The organism is Arthrobacter sp. 01L42, from assembly GCF_056400005.1.
Window position 1 is genome coordinate 204862 of record NZ_JBFTSL010000006.1, and the last position, 16656, is coordinate 221517.

The following is a 16656-nucleotide window of genomic DNA, read 5'->3' on the forward strand; positions in this document are numbered from 1 at the left end:
CGGCGTTTTTGGACAACCGCTGCGCTTTCGGACGGCCGCTACGGGGATTCCCGTAGCGGCCGTCCGTTTGCGTAGCGCCAGCTATTTTGCGTAGCTGAGAACCGGAACCTTAGCGGCCGCGGCGTTCGTTCGAGGCCGGAGCCGACGCGCGGCGGGGGCCGGAGCCGCGGGCCGGACGTCCTTCACCGGAACGGCCGTTGCCGCCGCCGGCGTAGGATCCGCCCGAGGTGCCACCGGTGTTGGAGGACCAGACCGCCGCGCTGCCTCCGGATTTGCTGCTGGCGGACTTGGCGCCGGCAGCTGCACGCTGGCCGGTTGCCGGGCGTCCGCTGCGCTGGCCGCCTGTCGAAGCGCCGGTGCGGGGAGCGCCACCTGTGCGGGGTGCTCCGCTGCGGGGAGCCGAAGCGCCCCGGGCGTCGCTGCGTCCGTCTGCGGCGCGTCCGTCCGAACCGCGGCCGGCTGCGGCACGGCCGCCGGCGGCCGGAACATCGTTGTGGTGCGCATAGGCGGTGGTGCGGCCGCGGCCACGCGCATTCCGGCGTTCGGCGCGCTCGGCATCTGCGCGGTCCTGGTTCTGCTCGGCGACACGGTCGGCGGCGTTGCGGGCAGCAGCCTTGCCTTCGTAGGCGACGGCGCGGCGCTCGGCGCGCGGCAGGTCGGTCCGCGGTGCCTCGGCGGACACCCGTCCGCGTCCGCCACGGCCACCACGGCCACCCGCGGTGGGTGCAGCCTGGGTGGTGCGGCGGGCGCGCTTGCGCTCGGCGTTGGCACCGGTGGAGGTGCCGCCACCGTGCTGGGCGGCTTTGGCTGCCAGCAGGGCGGCACGGGTACGGGGATCGATCTTGTCGGCCATTTCGCCGACCAGTTCAGCAACCAGCGGGGAGTTGGCGGTGACGCGCTCGAAGTTGACCTCGACGCCGGCGGCCTTCATCAGCTTCTTGACGTCGGACTGCTGCTCGGGCAGGGTCAGCGTGACCACGGTGCCGTCGGAACCGGCGCGGGCCGTACGGCCTGAGCGGTGCAGGTACGCCTTGTGCTCCGTGGGCGGATCCACGTGGATGACCAGTTCGACGTCGTCGACGTGGACGCCGCGGGCCGCGACGTCGGTGGCCACCAGGACGCGGACATCGCCGGAGGAGAACTCGGCCAGGTTGCGGTCACGGGCGTTCTGCGAGAGGTTGCCGTGCAGATCGACGGCGGGGATGCCGGCGTCGGTCAGGGTCTTGGCCAGCTTGCGGGCGTGGTGCTTGGTGCGCATGAAGAGCACGCGGCGGCCGGCGCCGGAGGCGAGCTCGACGATCAGCTGCTTCTTGACGGTCTGGTCGTTGACCACCAGCACGTGGTGTTCCATGGTGGTCACCGCGGCCTGCGGGTCGTCCACGGAGTGGGTCAGCGGGTTGGACAGGTAGCGCTGGACGATCTTGTCCACGCCGTTGTCCAAGGTGGCGGAGAACAGCAGGCGCTGGCCCTGGGTGGGGGTCATGTCCATGAGCTTCTTGACCACCGGGAGGAAGCCAAGGTCGGCCATGTGGTCGGCCTCGTCCAGGACGGTGATCTCGACGGCTTCGAGGGTCAGGATGCGCTGGCGGATCAGGTCCTCCAGGCGGCCCGGGCAGGCGATGACGATGTCGACGCCGGCGCGCAGTGCCTTTTCCTGGCGGGCCTGGGAGATGCCGCCGTAGATCACGGTGGTGGTCAGGCCCATGGCCTTGGCCATCGGCTCGATGGTCGCGTTGATCTGCGTGGCCAGCTCGCGGGTGGGAGCCAGGACCAGGCCCATCGGGCGGCCGGGCTTGCGGAAGTGCTTGGCTTCGCGCTCTGCGAGTCGTGCCACCAGCGGGATGGCGAATGCGATGGTCTTGCCGGAGCCGGTGCGGCCGCGGCCCAGGACGTCGCGTCCGGACAGGGTGTCGGGAAGGGTCTTGACCTGGATCGGGAAGGGCTCCACGATCCCCTGTGCGGTCAGGGTGTCGGCAAGTGCTTTGGGCGTGCCGAGGGCAGCAAATGTAGTCATGTGTTTCAAAGTCTTTCAGGCGGTATCCGTGCGGATATCGGCCCCCGATGCCGGTTGGCTCAAGGGTTCGCCGAAGAAAAGTCAGGTGATCAACCGGGCTGTTGCCAAACTTCAGCAAGCGGCCGCCGGGACCAAATGGAACGCGTTCATCGACGCAGGATGTGCCTCTCACATGAAAAAATCCCACTGCCTGCGTGCGGATTCCCGAAGGAATCCGGCAGGGATCCGGCTGATGGACCGAAGCCGGTCAACCAAATCAAAAGTGGGCATCACTGCACATCAAGTTCCACTAGCCTACCACCCGGCAGGCCCGGGTCCCGTATCCGTGACGGCCGGCCCGGCCCCTAGCCCGCCATGCTGGGGGCTTGGAACAGCGGCATGTGGGACAACTGGGCGGATGCATGAGCGGATGTGTTGACGGCCGCCCGTGACGGCGTTTTGGCCGGTCCCCGGTCGGCTGGCCGCAGGATCACGAGCGCCTCGGCGTCGATGAGGCGGCGGGTCCCCGTCCGGGCATCGAGGATCCAGAACAGGTCCCCGCCTGTGACGGTCTGGGTCACCGGGCCCCGGTGGAAGAGCTTCCCGTTGTGCCACGCCTCGATCTCGTCCCCCACGTTCAACTCGGCCGAGCTGCGGATCTGCCGTGCTTCGTCAACGTCCATGGTCATTGCCCTTCCCCAGCGTTCAATGTCTTGTGCCCAGCATTCATGACGCAGGTTTCAGATTGGTTTCCGGAGCGTGATTTCCACGTGTCCGTCCGCCTGCGCGGCGCCCGGACGGAAGCCCGGACGGCGTATTGACCGCCCTTACGTCCGGGAGGACCATGGTGGGCGGGAAGGGCCGCACGAGGGGCGGCCCGTGAGGGGAGTCGGACGCAATGCCGGGAATAGTCTCCGCTGGCCTGTTTCGGGTCATCCAGCTGGCGTTGTTTCCCTTGAGTGCGGCCGGCTACATCACGTCCGTCCCCGGGATGCTCGCCTACAGCCGGCGCACCGGCACGTCGGCCACGCTGCTCGCATCCCTCTACACGCGCTGGATGCAGCACCGCCTGGGGACACGGCCGGATGTCCCCGCGGCCCGGCTCATGGCCGTTCTGCCGAACGTGTCCGCGACTGGCATCCAGATGGAGACCGCCCCCACGCTCGCCGCCCACCTGATCACGGGCTACGTGCCCAGGCTCTACCGCTATCCGTACCCGGGGCCGGCACCGATGCGCCACCAGCCGACAGCACGGACCAGCCTCTATGACGCGGCCGTTCAACGGCATCGCGGGGGCATCGACCAGCTCGTGATCCTCGGGGCGGGATTCGACACCCGGGCGTTCCGGCTGGCGCCCGGGGACCGGGTGCGTTGCTTTGAACTCGACCTGCCCCGGACCCAGGCTTTCAAACTCGCGATGCTCGAAAAAGCGGGCCTCTCTACGCGCCTGGCCACGTACGTACCCGCCGATTTCGAGACCGAGGACTGGATGGAGAAGCTGCTCGCAGCCGGTTTCGACCCGAACCGGCCCGCACTGTTCCTCTGGGAAGCGGTGACCATGTACCTGGACCGCGCCTCCGTCGAGGCGACGCTGCGCAGGATCGCCGGCACCGCCCCGGGCAGCATCGTGGCCTTCGACTACTTTTCCAGGGAAACGATCACCTCGGGATCGCCCTACATGCGGTATGCGCGGGCTGCCGCGAGGTTCGTCGGCGAGCCCCTGACCTTTGGGATCGACAACACTCCCCCGGCCAGGAAGAGCGCCGCGGACTTTGTTGGGTGCTTCGGACTGGTCCTTGAGGAGCACAGGAATTTCGGCAGGGAGACCCGACGGCGGTCCGCGCCGGGAGGGTTCGTCACCGCCGTCGTGCCTGAAAACAAACAGCGAAACCCGGCGAACCGCCGTGATGAGGGGAAACCATGACAAAACGCAGCCGCAGCCAAGGGCATGTCGCCGCCGAACACGCGGCGGTCGAGGATGCGGCGCCCGGTTCCGCAGCCCGGCTGTGGGATGAAAAGTACAGCAGCCGGTCCAGGATGTGGAGCGGGGAGCCGAATCCGCAACTCGTCGCCGAGGTGGCGGACCTTCCTGCCGGCGAGGCCCTGGACCTGGGGTGCGGCGAGGGCGCGGACGCGATATGGCTTGCTGCCCGCGGTTGGAGAGTGACGGGCCTGGACGTTTCCGCCGTCGCCCTGGAGCGTGCGGCCGCCCACGCCCGGGAACGGGGCCAGGACGCCACCATCGAGTGGGTGCAGCAGGATCTTGCCACATGGGTCCCGGACCGGTTGTTCGACCTCGTCACGGCCCAGTTCCTGCATTCCACCCAGATGCCGTGGCAGCAGGCGTTGCAGCTCGCCGCGGCCGCGGTGCGGACCGGCGGGACGCTGCTGATCGTCGGCCATCACCCCGACGGGCTGCCTCCGTGGGGCGCGCACCATACTCCGGAGAAGTTCTTCACGGCCGAGGACCTTGCCCGGGAACTCCGGATCGAGGAGCCGATGTGGCGTGCCGAGGTCCTGGACAGCCGGCGTCGCAGCGCCGACGGGCCCGACGGCGAGGCAGTGTCCCTCACGGATGCCGTGCTGCGGGCCACGCGCCTGGCCGCCCAGTAGACAGCCCAACGGCCTGTCGGGCCGTTGTCTGGATGGCCCGCGGGGCCGCTGCCTCAGGCGGCCCCGGGATTTCCAGGACCCCATGTGATGCAGCTCACCCCGATTCGACCGTGAGGAATTCCGTTCCCGGCCCGTCTTACCTATGACGGCGCCACAGAGCGTCTTCCTCAACCGATCAGGAGTGATTGCCTTGACCACCCAGACGCACACCCCGGCAGACGTCCAGGGACAGGCCGGCCCGGCAACCGCAGCGAAGGCAACCGCAGCGAAGGCGCCCGCCGCGAAGTCCCCCACGCTGGGCGCGCCCGCACCGGCCTCAGGCATCGACGGCCGCGGTGCGACCACTGTCGCAGACGGCGTTGTGGCAAAGATCGCCGGCATCGCGATCCAGGAAATCGAAGGAGTGCACGCCCTCGGCGGCGGAGCAGCCCGTGCGCTGGGAACCCTGCGTGAAAAGGTCGGCCAAAAGGACCTCACCCAGGGCGTCAGCGTGGAAGTCGGACAAACGCAGGTAGCGGTCGACATCACCCTGGTGGTCGAGTACCCGCACCCGCTCCAGCTTGTCGCGGACAAGGCCCGCGACGCTGTCTATACGGCCATCGAGGACCTCGTCGGCATGGAGGTGACGGAAGTGAACATCACCATCACGGACATCCATGTGCCCTCCGATGACGAGGACACCGAGGACGCACGGACCGAGCCGAGGGTGGCTTGAGCCCCACGCTGGCCGGCCTGGCCATCGGAGCCGTCCTGGCCGCAGCGTCCCTGGCGTTTGGATTCTGGGGTTTCCTGCTCACCGCGCTCTTCATGGGGGCAGGGGCCGTGCTGGGCCGCGCGGCCGAGGGGCGGCTGGATCTTGGCGGAGTGCTGGACGCCCTGCGCGGCAAGCGCTCCTCCTCGTGATGCGGGCGGGGCACACCCGGATCACCCCGGCAGCCCTCAGGCACACCATCGAGACGATCGCGGCCCACGCCTTCAGCGTTCCGAGATCCGACGTCGCCGCGGTGCTGGATGACGATTCGGGCCGGCTCGCCGCGAGAGTCTCCGTGAAGCTGGCGCTCCCGCCGCTCCTCGGCCCGCGCCGGGGGCCCGACGGCGGCACCGTCTTCGACCGCTCCCGGGCGGCCCGGACAGCCATCATTGCCCGCGGCCTGGACCTCACCGGCCGGACGCTAAGCAGCGTAGATATCCGGATCAGCGGCGCCGCACAGCACTCCGGCACTGCCAGGGTCGACGCGCCATCCGGAGCGCCACGCCGGAACCACAAGGACCGGAACCACAAGGAAAGGAAAATCGCATGAGCCAGGATCGAGCCATTCGGCGCCTCGTTCGCAGGGAGACCCACTCCTCCCGGGCCACGGCGTCCATCCTGACCGCTAGCGTCCTTGCCGCCGTCTTCCTCTGGCTTGCCCTCGAGACCGTCCTGGCCCTCCTCCAAGAGAGCCCGCTCCTTGGCAGCCCCGACCGGCTGGGCCGATGGCTCACCGGCGTGCCGGCCACCACGCTCCCGGTCGGGTTGGTGGCCGCCGGCGCCGGCCTGGCGGTTGTCGGTCTGGCGCTGCTCGCAGCCGCAACCATGCCCGGCCGCCGGTCCCGGCACGCCGTGCACAGCGGCCGGAGCGCCGTGGTGGTCGATGACGAGGTGATCGCCTCGGCAGTATCCCGGCGGGCGCGCCTCACCGCGGGGCTGGCCCCCGGGCAGATCATCACCACGGTGGGCAGGCGGGCTGTCCGCGTCCAGGTCCGTCCGACGTCGGGCGTTTCCGTGGACCGGGACGCGATCAGCGCCGCGGTCGACGACGAGCTGGCCGGGTACTCCCTTGGCCGCCGGATCGCACCGACAATCCACATCATGAGGGAAGGGGCGCTGGGGCAATGAGTCGGACCAACAGGGCATTGAACCGGATCCTGCTGGCCCTGGCCGGGCTCGTGCTGCTCGCGGCCGGCGCTGCAACGGCTGCCGCCGGGATCCTGCCGGACGTTGCGGCCGCATGGGCGGCCACAGGATCCTCCCTCCTGGACCAGGCCGGAACACTCCTCGCCTCGGCACCGCTCCCGGGCCCCGCCCGCAGCTGGTGGGCCATGGCCGGGCTCGCCGCGCTGGCCACGGCCGCCGGGCTCAGTATCGCCTGGATCGCATCGCAGGGTGGCGGCCGGACACCTCGCGTGGGCCGGGAATCTGACGGCGGCCGCGGCACCACCATCGTCGAAACCGGGTTTGTCTCGGCGGCCGTCAAACAGGCCCTCGCCGGCAACCGCCTGGTACTCGGCACCTCGGTATCGGCATGGGACAACAGAGGCACAACGGGACTCCGGCTGCGGCTCCAGGCGCGGCAGGGCGCATCTCCAAGGGAGATCGCGGACACCGCCGACGTCCTGGTCCAGGGGATCGACACATTGCTCGGCCATCCGCTCCCGGTTCTGGTCCGAATCACCAGCGGCACCAAAACCTGGGCGGCCGCACCGGATCGCGCCCGGTAGCCGGCCGGAAGATGTACCGCAACACCGCACCACGCCGTAATGACAGCAGAGGAAACATCATGGGAATCGACGACAAAGTCAACTACACAGTCATCCACCACATCGGTGCGGCCAAAGAAGGCGTCGGCAGCATGACAGGCGACCAGGGCCTCAAGCGGGAAGGCCAGCACGAGCAGGCCCAGGCAAAACTGCAGGAGGCCGGCGACCGGGTCAAGGACGCCGCGGCCGATATCGGAGAGAACATCAAGGACGCCGCGCGGAAGCTCAAGGAAGGCTTCAGCAAGGAGTAGCCCGCACCCCGATATGCCCGCGATGAAAGCAGAGATAAGCGCGTGACTGGTTCACCTTCGGCGCCGCATCAACTGGACCTCGTACCGGACGCCCTGCTGGTGGGTCGGGCCACCGACGGCGACACCGCCGCTTTCGAGGCGCTGGCGCGACGGCATGGCCCCGTTATGCGGGCCTGCGCCCGCCGCCTGACCGGCTCCCTCGCCGATGCCGACGACGTAGTGCAGGAATCGCTGATGCAGGCCTGGAAGCAGCTCGACACCCTGCGCGATGGGGACGCCGTGAAGGGCTGGCTGCTGCGTATTACCGGCAGCCGCAGCATCGACCACCTGCGCCGGCGAAGAAACCATTCGGACCTCGGCGATCTCCACCACGGGCTGGAGGCTGGTGCGGGCACCGCTCACAGGGACCACCCCGAACACGCCGCCCTGAGCGGTTCCCGGATGGACGCGCTCAAGACCGCGCTGGCCGCCCTGCCCGAGGAACAACGCCGCTGCTGGGTGCTGAAGGCGTTCAATGACCAGAGCTATGAGGAAATTGCGCAAACCTTGAACATCAGCACTGCCAGCGTCCGCGGCCGCCTTTCCCGGGCACGCATCACTCTGGCCCGCGAAATGGAGGACTGGCGATGAGCACCCCTGGCGAGACTCTCGGCTGCGGGCACAACCTGGCAGACCTGAGCGAATACCTGGACACCGGACGGATCGGCGATCCCGGCCACCTTGAGGACTGTCCCGAATGCCAGTCCGGGCTGGCCTCGCTGCGCAGGCTCGCGGCCCTCGGCAATGAACTGCTCGACGCCGACACCGCTGCGGCCGGCAGCGGCAGCGACGACTGGATGAAGACCATTCTGGACAACCTGCACCTGGAACTGCGGCCGGGCAGGAACATTCCCCTGCGCGCCGACACACCCGGCGACCTCCTCACCGAGACAGAGGGCGCCATATCGGCGCTGATCCGCTCTGTTGCGGATTCCCTGCCCGGCACCGCTGCCGGAAAATGCCGCCTGTACGGGGACGTCACCGAGCCGGGGGCCCCCATCACCATCGGCGTCGACCTCGCCGTCGTCTACGGGCATCCCTTGGAACAGCGCGCCACCGCGCTTCGCTGGAAGTTGGCCACGACCCTGGCCCTGCAGACAGAACTGAACATCACGGCGATCGATGTCACGATCACCGACGTTTTGGAGCCCGGCAATCCAGACCCAGAGGAGACGCCATGACCCAGCCCTTGCCTCCCGGGCACGGCACACCTGCGGCACTGCCCGACGCCGCGCTGCCAGCCGAGCTGCCCGACGCTGCGCTGCCGGGCGAACAGCCCGACGCCGCGCTGCCGGCCGAGCTGCGGGCGGTCATCGAGGCCGTTCACGGCGTGACGGCGGTGTATCCGGCGCGACCGCTCTGGCAAACGATCGCGGGCGCGGCCCGGTCGGCCGTGACCGGAGAAGCGCCGCCGGCTGTTGACGTCATCGATTCCGGTGCCGGCGCGACACCTTCGACTGTGAGGACGCGCATCGGCGTGAGCGGGGCGTACCCGGCCCCGGAGGTGGCCCGGGCCGTGGCCGCGGCGGTGCGGCGGCACTTCAGCCCGCACCCTGTGAATGTCCACGTTGGCATCGTCCAGATCGGCATCGACCAGGTTTCAGAAGCCCCGCCGCGCAAAATATGACAAAAGACAGCGGACGACAACTGAAGCTAAGATGATCGACAGCTGTCGAAGCCGCCCACGGGCGGGTGATCTGCGCCAATGCGATTCGGAGCCCCGCAGCGGGCGGGCGTGCCCGCGTCGCAATTTTCCCTAGGGCCCGCGAAAGATGAGGGTCCCGGACCGGCTCCCGCGCCTTCCGGGAGCTTCGTCCCGCCGGGAGCGCGGCGGCACTCCACCGACCAGACGGTCCACCTACGCGGACCGACGCGACAACAGGGACCACGAAATACCGGCCCTAACCTTGATCTACCCGCCAAAACTGTTACCTCCGTCACACTCTGACGGATCCGTGCGGCCCGCACTGTGGAACCCCCGCCGGCGACCGCCTGTGACAAGGAAGAAGCCTCATGTCTGAACGCACCACCACGGCCGCTCCGGCCACTGCAGAATCTGACATTGCCCAAACTGGAACTGCCGCCTCCGCCAACGGTGACTCCGGGAACCGCGAGCCGCACCTCGCCCGGGCCCTCGGCAACCGCCACATCCAGCTGCTCGCCATCGGCGGCGCGATTGGCACCGGTCTGTTCATGGGGTCCGGGAAGACCATCTCGCTCGCCGGCCCCTCCGTCATCTTCGTCTACATGATCATCGGCTTCATGCTGTTCTTCGTGATGCGTGCCATGGGCGAGATCCTGCTCTCCAACCTGAACTACAAGTCCTTCAGCGACTTCGCCGGTGACCTCCTGGGACCGTGGGCCGGCTTCTTCACCGGATGGTCCTACTGGTTCTTCTGGGTGGTCACCGGGGTGGCGGACATCGTCGCCATTTCCGGCTACGTGGACAAGCTCGCTCCCGGCACGCCCCTGTGGATCCCCGCGCTGCTCACGCCCGTGGTCTTGATCCTCCTGAACCTCCCCACCGTGAAGGCGTTCGGTGAAGCGGAGTTCTGGTTTGCCATCATCAAGGTGGTCGCCATCGTGGCCCTGATCGTCACCGGCGCGGTCATGATCGCCACCCACTTCACGTCCCCGAACGGCGCAGAAGCTAACCTCGCCAACATGTGGAACGACGGCGGCATGTTCCCGCACGGCATGTTCGGCTTCGTCCTCGGCTTCCAGATCGCCATCTTCGCTTTCGCCGGAATCGAACTGGTGGGCACCGCCGCCGCCGAAACCAAGGACCCGGAGAAGAACCTGCCGCGCGCCATCAACTCCATCCCGGTCCGCGTCCTCCTCTTCTACGTGGGCGCCCTGGTGGTCATCATGGCCGTCAATCCGTGGCGCACCATCGACCCCGCCAGCAGCCCGTTCATCGGCATGTTCACCCTCGCCGGGCTGGGGATCGCCGCGGTGGTCATCAACCTTGTGGTCCTGACCTCCGCCGCCTCCAGCGCCAACTCCGGAATCTACTCAACCTCCCGGATGGTCTACGGCCTCGCCCAGGACGGGAACGCGCCCAAAGCGTTCGGAAAGCTCAGCGTCCGCAAAGTACCGCAGAACGCGCTGCTGTTCTCCTGCATCTTCCTGCTGGCCGGCCTGGTCCTGCTCTATTCCGGCGACTCCGTGATCGGCGCGTTCACGGTGGTCACTTCCGTGGCGTCCGTGCTGACCATGTTTGTGTGGTCCATGATCCTGGTCAGCTACATCGTCTTCCGCCGCCGCCGGCCGGCCCTGCACGAGGCTTCGTCCTTCAAGATGCCCGGCTCCGCTTTCATGCCGTACGTCGTGCTCGCGTTCTTCGTGTTCATGCTGGTGGCCCTGGGGCAGGCCGACGACACCCGGCTGGCACTCTTCGTGGCGCCCGTGTGGTTCCTGCTGCTGGGCGCGGCCTGGCACTTCAACCGCAAGTCCCCGCTTCAGCAGGCCCGGATTGTGGAATGGAAGGCCGTCCGCTCGCAGGAGGAAGCCCGCGCGTCTGCCTGATCCCCGCGCTGAAACAAGGGAGCGCTGAAACAAAGGAGCGCTGACGCACAGGAGCCCCGGCCGGATCATCCGGCCGGGGCTCCTGTGCAGTGCTTGTTATGGTGCAGTGCGCGTCATGGTGCAGCGCCGCTATGGTGCAGTGCCGCTACGCGCGTTTGGTGACGGCGGCCGGGGCGACGGCGACGCGCGGCGCGACGGCCACGGCGGCGGTCCCGATCACCGCCGTCAGCGCGAACACTCCGGCAAACGACGCCGACGGCGCCGCCGTCGCGAACGCTGCGAACACGATCCCGGTGCCAGCGAGGGCCAGGGCGCCGCCGAGGGAATCCGAAATGGACATCGCCGAACTGTTGAAACCCTCGGTGTCTTTGGTGGAGAGTGCCAGGGTCATGACGCTCAGCCGCGGATACATCAGGCCCATGCCGCCCCCGGCGAAGATCCATCCCGCGATCGCGACCGCGGCCGGCCAGGCCAGCACCGTGGTCACGAGGGCCAGGACGACGGCGCCAAGGACCAGGGCCGATCCGATCCGCACCGCCCTCCGGTGCTCCAGCCGGGTCCCCAGCCGGCCCTGGATGGCCGACGCAGCAGCCCAGGCGATGGCGCCGCCGGTGAGCGTGAGGCCAGCAAACGTCGGGGCGAAGGCGTAGCGTTCCACGAGCAGGTACGGCAGGTAGACCTCGGCGCCGAAAAACGCCGCGGATGCCAGGCCGCGGGTAAGGATCACGCTCGGCAGGCCGCGCCGGGCGGTCAGCGTTCCGCGCGGCATGAGGGGACGGACGGCCAGGAGCGCGACGGCGACGGCGGCCGCCGCCAGCACCCCGCCGGCGACCGGTACCGCGGCGGACAGGTTCAGGCCCAGCACGGCGAGCGCTGCCAGTGCCGCCAGCGCCAACTTGGCAAGGCCTCCCGGCCGGCCGCGGGACCCTGGCTCAGCGGCCGGGGAATCTCCGTCGGCGCCCGTGCTGCCGTTCAGGCCGCGCAGGGCCGGGGCCGTCAGGAGCAGGGCCGGCACCACCAGTCCGACCACACCGAGAAAGACCCACTGCCAGCCGGCCAGTTGGGCCACGGCGCCGGCCGCGAACGGTCCCACGAGGGACGGGATGACCCAGGCCGCGGAGAAGGCGGCGAAAATTTTCGGATGCAGGACCGGCGGGTAGACCCGGGCAATCACCACGTAGAGGGCCACGGTAAGCCCGCCGCCGCCGAGTCCCTGCACCAGCCGTCCGGACACGAGGACCGGCATGGTTCCGGCGGTACCGGCGATGAGCAGGCCGAGCACGAACATGCCCACTGCGGCCAGGAGCGGCGCCACCGGCCCCTTGCGGTCCGACCAGCTGCCCGCGGCCACCATGCCGATCACCCCGGTGGCAAGCGGCCCGGCGAAGGCCAAGGCGTAGAGTCCCGCACCGTCCAGTTCCCGGCTGACGAGCGGCATGATGGTGGTCACCGCCAGGGACTCGAAGGCCGCCAGGAACACAAGCGCGCAGGCGCCGAGGGTCACCAGCAGGTAGCTGCGGTGGAAGATGCCGGCCGATTCCGGGACGGCTTTCGGACGGGATTCCTGGTGATGGGGCGGGTCGGTCTGGGGCACGTGCCACAGCTTACAACCGGACCCCCACAGCCCGCCCGCCTGTGGGCCTATCAGCTGGCCGGTGGGCCCATCAGCTGCCGGTCCGCCGCCGTCAGCCCGCCTCGTCGAACCCCTGGGCAGGAACCACGACGGCGCCACTGGCCCTGGAGTCCGGGTTCAGCATCCAGCCCACACGCTTGACGGTGCTCAGCATGACGACGCTTTCCACGAGCTCGATCCCGGGCACTTTTTGCTGCAGCGCCACCTCGATGTTCATGACGTCCGCCAAGGACTGCAGCCACATTATGATCACGAAATTCGTGGGCCCCGTGGTGGAGGCGCTGAGCCGGACGTTCCGCATGGTCCTCAGCTCGGCGGCGGCTGCCTCGTGCCGCCCGGCGGGGACGTTGACGAACCATTGGCAGGTCACGGGGAAAGCGGAGAGTTTCTGGGCCACCTCGCACCGGAATGACAGGATGCCGCTGGCGAGCACACGGTTGAGCTGGCGCTGGACGGTGGCCGGGTGCCTGCCGAGGCCGCGGGCAATGTCCGCCGCCGTGGCCCGCCCGTCCCTGGCCAGGAACGGCAGGAGCGCCAGGTGGCTTTCCGGCAGCGCCTCCCGGGCGGCAGCCTGGGCAACCCCGGTGGCCTCGGGGCCGGCCAACGCCCGCACGGCGGCCTGCTGCGCGCGGCTCAACACGTTCAGCCGCCAGGAGCCGCCGCTCGCGTGCAGCCTGGTGCACAGGGCGGTCTGATATTTGAGGAGGCCGTCAATCTCCTTCAGCCGGGAGATGACTTTCAGGCTGAAATCGTCCAGGGAGGGCGTAATGACGGTCAGCATGAGGTCCCGGTGGCTGGCTGCCTCCTCCACCGTGACGATTTCCGGCATCTCGGCGAGCCTGGCGGTGACTTCCTCGCGCCGGTGCATTTCGCAATCCACGGCGACGAATGCCAGGCACATTTGCTGGGGGTCCCCGATCAGGTGGGCGGTGATCCAGGACACGCCAGAGTCCAGCAGCCGCTCCCACCGGGCGGCCAGGGTGGTGGCGTGCACGCCCAGCACCTGGGCCGCATCCGCCCAACTCAGCCGCGGGGCAATCTGCAGGACGTTGATCAGGGCGAGATCGTCCTCGCTGAGTTCCATCATTTTTCCCTTCATCCATGCACGAAACCTGCGGCAACAGTCTATTCGTGCATTTTTTCTGGCCTTCGGGCGGGTGTGAACTGTGTCACTTGAGAATAGACGCAGGACGTCCCCGCCGGACGTGAACCAAGGAACTTCGAAAAACAAGCCAGTCGCCAACCAGGCGATTTTCGATAAACGACAAACGACAAACGACAAACGACAAACAAGGAGAACACGTGCCGATCACCGCAGATGCCCGGGAAATGCAGACGGACCTTGCCCGGCTCCGCCACGAACTGCACCGGGAACCCGAGATCGGCCTGGCGCTGCCCCGCACCCAGGAGAAGGTGCTCAAGGCCCTGGACGGGCTTCCCTACGAGATCACCCTGGGCCAGGAGACGACGTCGGTCACCGCAGTACTGCGGGGCCAGGGGCCCGGGGCCGAAGGGGGCTCGCGCCCGGCGGTGCTGCTGCGCGCTGACATGGACGGCCTGCCGGTGCAGGAGAAGACGGGCGTGGACTACACGTCCAGGATCGACGGCGCCATGCACGCCTGCGGCCACGACCTGCACACCTCCATGCTGGCAGGGGCCGCCACCCTCCTGGCCGAACGCCGGCACCAGCTGGCCGGCGACGTCGTCCTGATGTTCCAGCCCGGCGAGGAAGGCTTCGACGGCGCGAGCCACATGATCCGCGAAGGCGTGCTGGATGCCGCCGGCCGGCGTGTGGACGCCGCCTACGGCATGCACGTGTTTTCCGCCCTCGAACCGCACGGCACGTTCTGCACCAAGCCCGGCGTCATGCTGAGTTCCTCCGACGGCCTGGTGGTCACCGTGCTCGGCGCTGGCGGTCACGGGTCGGCCCCGCACTCGGCCAAGGACCCCGTCACGGCGGCCGCCGAGATGGTCACTGCCCTCCAGGTCATGATCACCCGCCAGTTCAACATGTTTGACCCCGTGGTCCTCTCCGTGGGGGTCCTCCAGGCCGGCACCAAGCGCAACATCATCCCGGAAACCGCGCGCATCGAGGCCACCATCAGGACCTTCTCCGAGGAAGCCCGGCAGAAAATGATGGACGCCGTGCCGCGGCTGCTGACGGGAATCGCGGCGGCACACGGCCTCGACGTCGACGTCGACTACCAGCAGGAGTATCCGCTGACCATCACGGACGAGGACGAAACGCACACCGCGGAGAACGTCATTGCGGGCCTGTTCGGCGACTCCCGGCTCTCCCGCTGGGCCACCCCGCTGAGCGGCTCCGAAGACTTCTCGAGGGTTCTGGCCGAGGTCCCCGGCACGTTCATCGGGCTGAGCGCCGTCCCCCGGGACACCGACCATGCCACCTCCGCGTTCAACCACTCCCCGTACGCCACGTTCGACGACGGCGTGCTGGCTGACGGCGCCGCACTCTACGCCGAGCTCGCCATCTCAAGGCTGGCCGCACTCGCGGCCGCCGACGCTCCTGCCGCGGCCAACACGGTTGCCGCCGCCTCCGCCCTTTCCTAGCCCGCACCCCCGAGGGAGAAGACCATGACTGCAGCCACGATCACGCCGGCGGCAACCCGAACATCCACCCGCAAGACGCTCGTCGGCACCGGCATCGGCAATGCCGTCGAATGGTATGACTGGGCCATCTACGCCACGTTCACGCCGTTCATCGCCAGCCAGCTTTTCAGCAAGTCGGATCCTGCGTCCGCGGTGCTGTCCACGCTGGCGATTTTCGCCGTCGGCTTCGTTGCCCGCCCTTTCGGCGGCTTCCTGTTCGGTTGGATCGGTGACCGGATCGGCCGGAAGGCTTCCATGACCCTGGCCGTGGGGCTGGCGTCGGTGGGCAGCCTGATGATCGGCATCGCGCCGACGTTCGCGGCGGTCGGCGTCTGGGCATCGCTCACGCTCCTGGTGGCGCGCCTGATCCAGGGCCTGGCCCACGGCGGCGAGCTGCCGTCGTCGCAGACGTACCTGTCCGAAATGGCGCCGAAGGAACACCGCGGCTTCTGGGCCACCCTGATCTATACCTCCGGCACCGTGGGCATCCTGTTCGGAACCCTGCTCGGTGCCGTGCTGAACATGACGCTGAGCACCGAACTCATGAACGCGTGGGGCTGGCGTATCCCGTTCCTGATCGGCGCGGCCATGGGTCTCTACGCGCTGATCATGCGGTCCCGGCTGCACGAAACGGACGTCTTCGAGGGTGAAGCCGCGACGGAAAAGCGCGCTCCGATCTGGCCGCAGATTGTCCGCCACCGCAAGCAGGCCCTCCAGGTGATCGGCCTGACGGTCGGCCTGACCGTGATCTACTACATCTGGGGTGTCGTCGCCCCCAGCTACGCCACCACCGCCCTGAAGATCGACCGGGGCGAGGCCCTGTGGGCCGGCGTGATCGGCAACATCGTGTTCATCGCGGCGCTGCCCTTCTGGGGCAAGCTGGCGGACCGGATCGGACGCAAGAAAGTGTTGTGGGCCGGTGCGATCGGCGCGGGCATCATGCACTTCCCGATGACCGCCCTGCTCAAGGATTCCGCCTGGCAGCTGGCCGTCAGCATGTCCGTCATGCTGATCTTCATCGCCGCCAGCGCGGCGATCGTCCCGGCCGTCTACGCCGAGCTGTTCCCCACCAGCATCCGCACCGTGGGCGTCGGAGTGCCCTACTCGATCTGTGTGGCCGTGTTCGGCGGAACCGCGCCCTATCTGCAGCAGTGGCTCGGCACCACCGTGCAGATGCCGCAGCTGTTCAATGTGTACGCCGTGTTGCTGCTCGCCATCTCCGCGGCCTGCGTCTTCACCATCCCGGAAACCAAGGGCAAGGACCTCACGCTCTGATCCGGTCCCGCCCGGTTGAGCTATCAGCTGTGGCTGTTCTGGAGGGTGTGCTGTCTCACCTCATCGTTGACACTTCATGTCTCAACTGATCGTGGACGGTTCATGTCTCAGGACTTCGTGGACGGTTGCCTGCCCGTGCCGTTGAGGCCGATGTAGACGGTTCCTTTGGGCGGGCGCGGGTGGCTGATGATTTC

General features: G+C 68.4%; 18 protein-coding genes. 14 read left to right on the top strand and 4 right to left on the bottom strand.

The window, feature by feature from the left end; all coding sequences use genetic code 11:
- Nucleotides 1-109: 109 nt before the first annotated feature.
- Together AC1DN2_RS07350 and AC1DN2_RS07355 are read right to left on the bottom strand one after the other, a co-directional pair.
- A complete protein-coding gene (locus tag AC1DN2_RS07350; protein ID WP_476849799.1) occupies nt 110-2014 on the bottom strand; it encodes a DEAD/DEAH box helicase in 1905 nt (634 codons plus the stop codon).
- A gap of 344 nt (nt 2015-2358) precedes the next feature.
- Nucleotides 2359-2676, bottom strand: coding sequence for a hypothetical protein (locus AC1DN2_RS07355; protein ID WP_476849800.1), 318 nt, complete (start codon nt 2674-2676; stop codon nt 2359-2361).
- Between the two features lie 215 nt (nt 2677-2891).
- Here AC1DN2_RS07355 and AC1DN2_RS07360 point away from each other — a divergent pair, with 215 nt between their 5' ends.
- The 12 genes from AC1DN2_RS07360 to cycA all read left to right on the top strand — a co-directional run bounded on the left by AC1DN2_RS07360 (nt 2892) and on the right by cycA (nt 10944).
- Complete coding sequence (locus AC1DN2_RS07360) at nt 2892-3917, top strand: class I SAM-dependent methyltransferase (RefSeq protein WP_476849801.1); 1026 nt, start codon at nt 2892-2894, stop codon at nt 3915-3917.
- The gene (locus tag AC1DN2_RS07365) at nt 3914-4606 is read left to right on the top strand and encodes an SAM-dependent methyltransferase (RefSeq protein WP_476849802.1); all 693 of its coding nucleotides are present in this window, start codon (nt 3914-3916) and stop codon (nt 4604-4606) included. The genes AC1DN2_RS07360 and AC1DN2_RS07365 overlap by 4 nt, the downstream gene beginning before the upstream one ends.
- Before the next feature lie 190 nt (nt 4607-4796).
- The gene (locus tag AC1DN2_RS07370) at nt 4797-5321 is read left to right on the top strand and encodes an Asp23/Gls24 family envelope stress response protein (RefSeq protein WP_476849803.1); all 525 of its coding nucleotides are present in this window, start codon (nt 4797-4799) and stop codon (nt 5319-5321) included.
- On the top strand, nt 5318-5509 hold the full coding sequence (locus AC1DN2_RS07375; protein ID WP_223917174.1) for a hypothetical protein: 192 nt from the start codon (nt 5318-5320) through the stop codon (nt 5507-5509). Before AC1DN2_RS07370 ends, AC1DN2_RS07375 begins: the two co-directional genes overlap by 4 nt.
- Nucleotides 5509-5907, top strand: a complete 399-nt coding sequence (locus AC1DN2_RS07380) for a hypothetical protein (RefSeq protein ID WP_476849816.1) — start codon at nt 5509-5511, stop codon at nt 5905-5907. Before AC1DN2_RS07375 ends, AC1DN2_RS07380 begins: the two co-directional genes overlap by 1 nt.
- A complete protein-coding gene (locus tag AC1DN2_RS07385) occupies nt 5904-6485 on the top strand; it encodes a hypothetical protein (protein ID WP_476849804.1) in 582 nt (193 codons plus the stop codon). The genes AC1DN2_RS07380 and AC1DN2_RS07385 overlap by 4 nt, the downstream gene beginning before the upstream one ends.
- On the top strand, nt 6482-7087 hold the full coding sequence (locus AC1DN2_RS07390) for a hypothetical protein (protein ID WP_476849805.1): 606 nt from the start codon (nt 6482-6484) through the stop codon (nt 7085-7087). The genes AC1DN2_RS07385 and AC1DN2_RS07390 overlap by 4 nt, the downstream gene beginning before the upstream one ends.
- 59 nt (nt 7088-7146) lie before the next feature.
- Nucleotides 7147-7377, top strand: a complete 231-nt coding sequence (locus AC1DN2_RS07395; protein WP_476849806.1) for a CsbD family protein — start codon at nt 7147-7149, stop codon at nt 7375-7377.
- Between the two features lie 42 nt (nt 7378-7419).
- Nucleotides 7420-8007, top strand: a complete 588-nt coding sequence (locus AC1DN2_RS07400) for an RNA polymerase sigma factor (protein WP_476849807.1) — start codon at nt 7420-7422, stop codon at nt 8005-8007.
- Nucleotides 8004-8597, top strand: coding sequence for an Asp23/Gls24 family envelope stress response protein (locus AC1DN2_RS07405; RefSeq protein ID WP_476849808.1), 594 nt, complete (start codon nt 8004-8006; stop codon nt 8595-8597). The genes AC1DN2_RS07400 and AC1DN2_RS07405 overlap by 4 nt, the downstream gene beginning before the upstream one ends.
- A complete protein-coding gene (locus AC1DN2_RS07410; protein ID WP_476849809.1) occupies nt 8594-9043 on the top strand; it encodes a hypothetical protein in 450 nt (149 codons plus the stop codon). The genes AC1DN2_RS07405 and AC1DN2_RS07410 overlap by 4 nt, the downstream gene beginning before the upstream one ends.
- Before the next feature lie 386 nt (nt 9044-9429).
- Nucleotides 9430-10944 (top strand): D-serine/D-alanine/glycine transporter, encoded by a 1515-nt coding sequence (gene cycA, locus AC1DN2_RS07415; RefSeq protein WP_028275441.1) that lies wholly within the window; start codon nt 9430-9432, stop codon nt 10942-10944.
- Nucleotides 10945-11089: 145 nt separating this feature from the next.
- Here cycA and AC1DN2_RS07420 read toward each other — a convergent pair whose 3' ends face one another.
- Together AC1DN2_RS07420 and AC1DN2_RS07425 are read right to left on the bottom strand one after the other, a co-directional pair.
- Entirely contained in the window at nt 11090-12538 is a 1449-nt protein-coding gene (locus AC1DN2_RS07420; RefSeq protein ID WP_476849810.1) for an MFS transporter, read from the bottom strand.
- Nucleotides 12539-12629: 91 nt separating this feature from the next.
- The gene (locus AC1DN2_RS07425) at nt 12630-13661 is read right to left on the bottom strand and encodes an Lrp/AsnC family transcriptional regulator (RefSeq protein WP_476849817.1); all 1032 of its coding nucleotides are present in this window, start codon (nt 13659-13661) and stop codon (nt 12630-12632) included.
- Between the two features lie 218 nt (nt 13662-13879).
- On the opposite strand from AC1DN2_RS07425, the gene AC1DN2_RS07430 reads away from it, so the two are divergent.
- Complete coding sequence (locus AC1DN2_RS07430) at nt 13880-15148, top strand: M20 metallopeptidase family protein (protein ID WP_476849811.1); 1269 nt, start codon at nt 13880-13882, stop codon at nt 15146-15148.
- A gap of 24 nt (nt 15149-15172) precedes the next feature.
- On the top strand, nt 15173-16462 hold the full coding sequence (locus tag AC1DN2_RS07435; RefSeq protein WP_079550797.1) for an MFS transporter: 1290 nt from the start codon (nt 15173-15175) through the stop codon (nt 16460-16462).
- Nucleotides 16463-16656 lie beyond the last annotated feature (194 nt).

Bases quoted from the DNA above. Each gene is read 5' to 3' on its own strand.
- AC1DN2_RS07350 (WP_476849799.1), bottom strand. From the start codon at position 2,014: ATGACTACATTTGCTGCCCTCGGCACGCCCAAAGCACTTGCCGACACC.
- AC1DN2_RS07355 (WP_476849800.1), bottom strand. From the start codon at position 2,676: ATGGACGTTGACGAAGCACGGCAGATCCGCAGCTCGGCCGAGTTGAAC.
- AC1DN2_RS07360 (WP_476849801.1), top strand. From the start codon at position 2,892: ATGCCGGGAATAGTCTCCGCTGGCCTGTTTCGGGTCATCCAGCTGGCG.
- AC1DN2_RS07365 (WP_476849802.1), top strand. From the start codon at position 3,914: ATGACAAAACGCAGCCGCAGCCAAGGGCATGTCGCCGCCGAACACGCG.
- AC1DN2_RS07380 (WP_476849816.1), top strand. From the start codon at position 5,509: ATGCGGGCGGGGCACACCCGGATCACCCCGGCAGCCCTCAGGCACACC.
- AC1DN2_RS07385 (WP_476849804.1), top strand. From the start codon at position 5,904: ATGAGCCAGGATCGAGCCATTCGGCGCCTCGTTCGCAGGGAGACCCAC.
- AC1DN2_RS07390 (WP_476849805.1), top strand. From the start codon at position 6,482: ATGAGTCGGACCAACAGGGCATTGAACCGGATCCTGCTGGCCCTGGCC.
- AC1DN2_RS07395 (WP_476849806.1), top strand. From the start codon at position 7,147: ATGGGAATCGACGACAAAGTCAACTACACAGTCATCCACCACATCGGT.
- AC1DN2_RS07405 (WP_476849808.1), top strand. From the start codon at position 8,004: ATGAGCACCCCTGGCGAGACTCTCGGCTGCGGGCACAACCTGGCAGAC.
- AC1DN2_RS07410 (WP_476849809.1), top strand. From the start codon at position 8,594: ATGACCCAGCCCTTGCCTCCCGGGCACGGCACACCTGCGGCACTGCCC.
- cycA (WP_028275441.1), top strand. From the start codon at position 9,430: ATGTCTGAACGCACCACCACGGCCGCTCCGGCCACTGCAGAATCTGAC.
- AC1DN2_RS07425 (WP_476849817.1), bottom strand. From the start codon at position 13,661: ATGGAACTCAGCGAGGACGATCTCGCCCTGATCAACGTCCTGCAGATT.
- AC1DN2_RS07435 (WP_079550797.1), top strand. From the start codon at position 15,173: ATGACTGCAGCCACGATCACGCCGGCGGCAACCCGAACATCCACCCGC.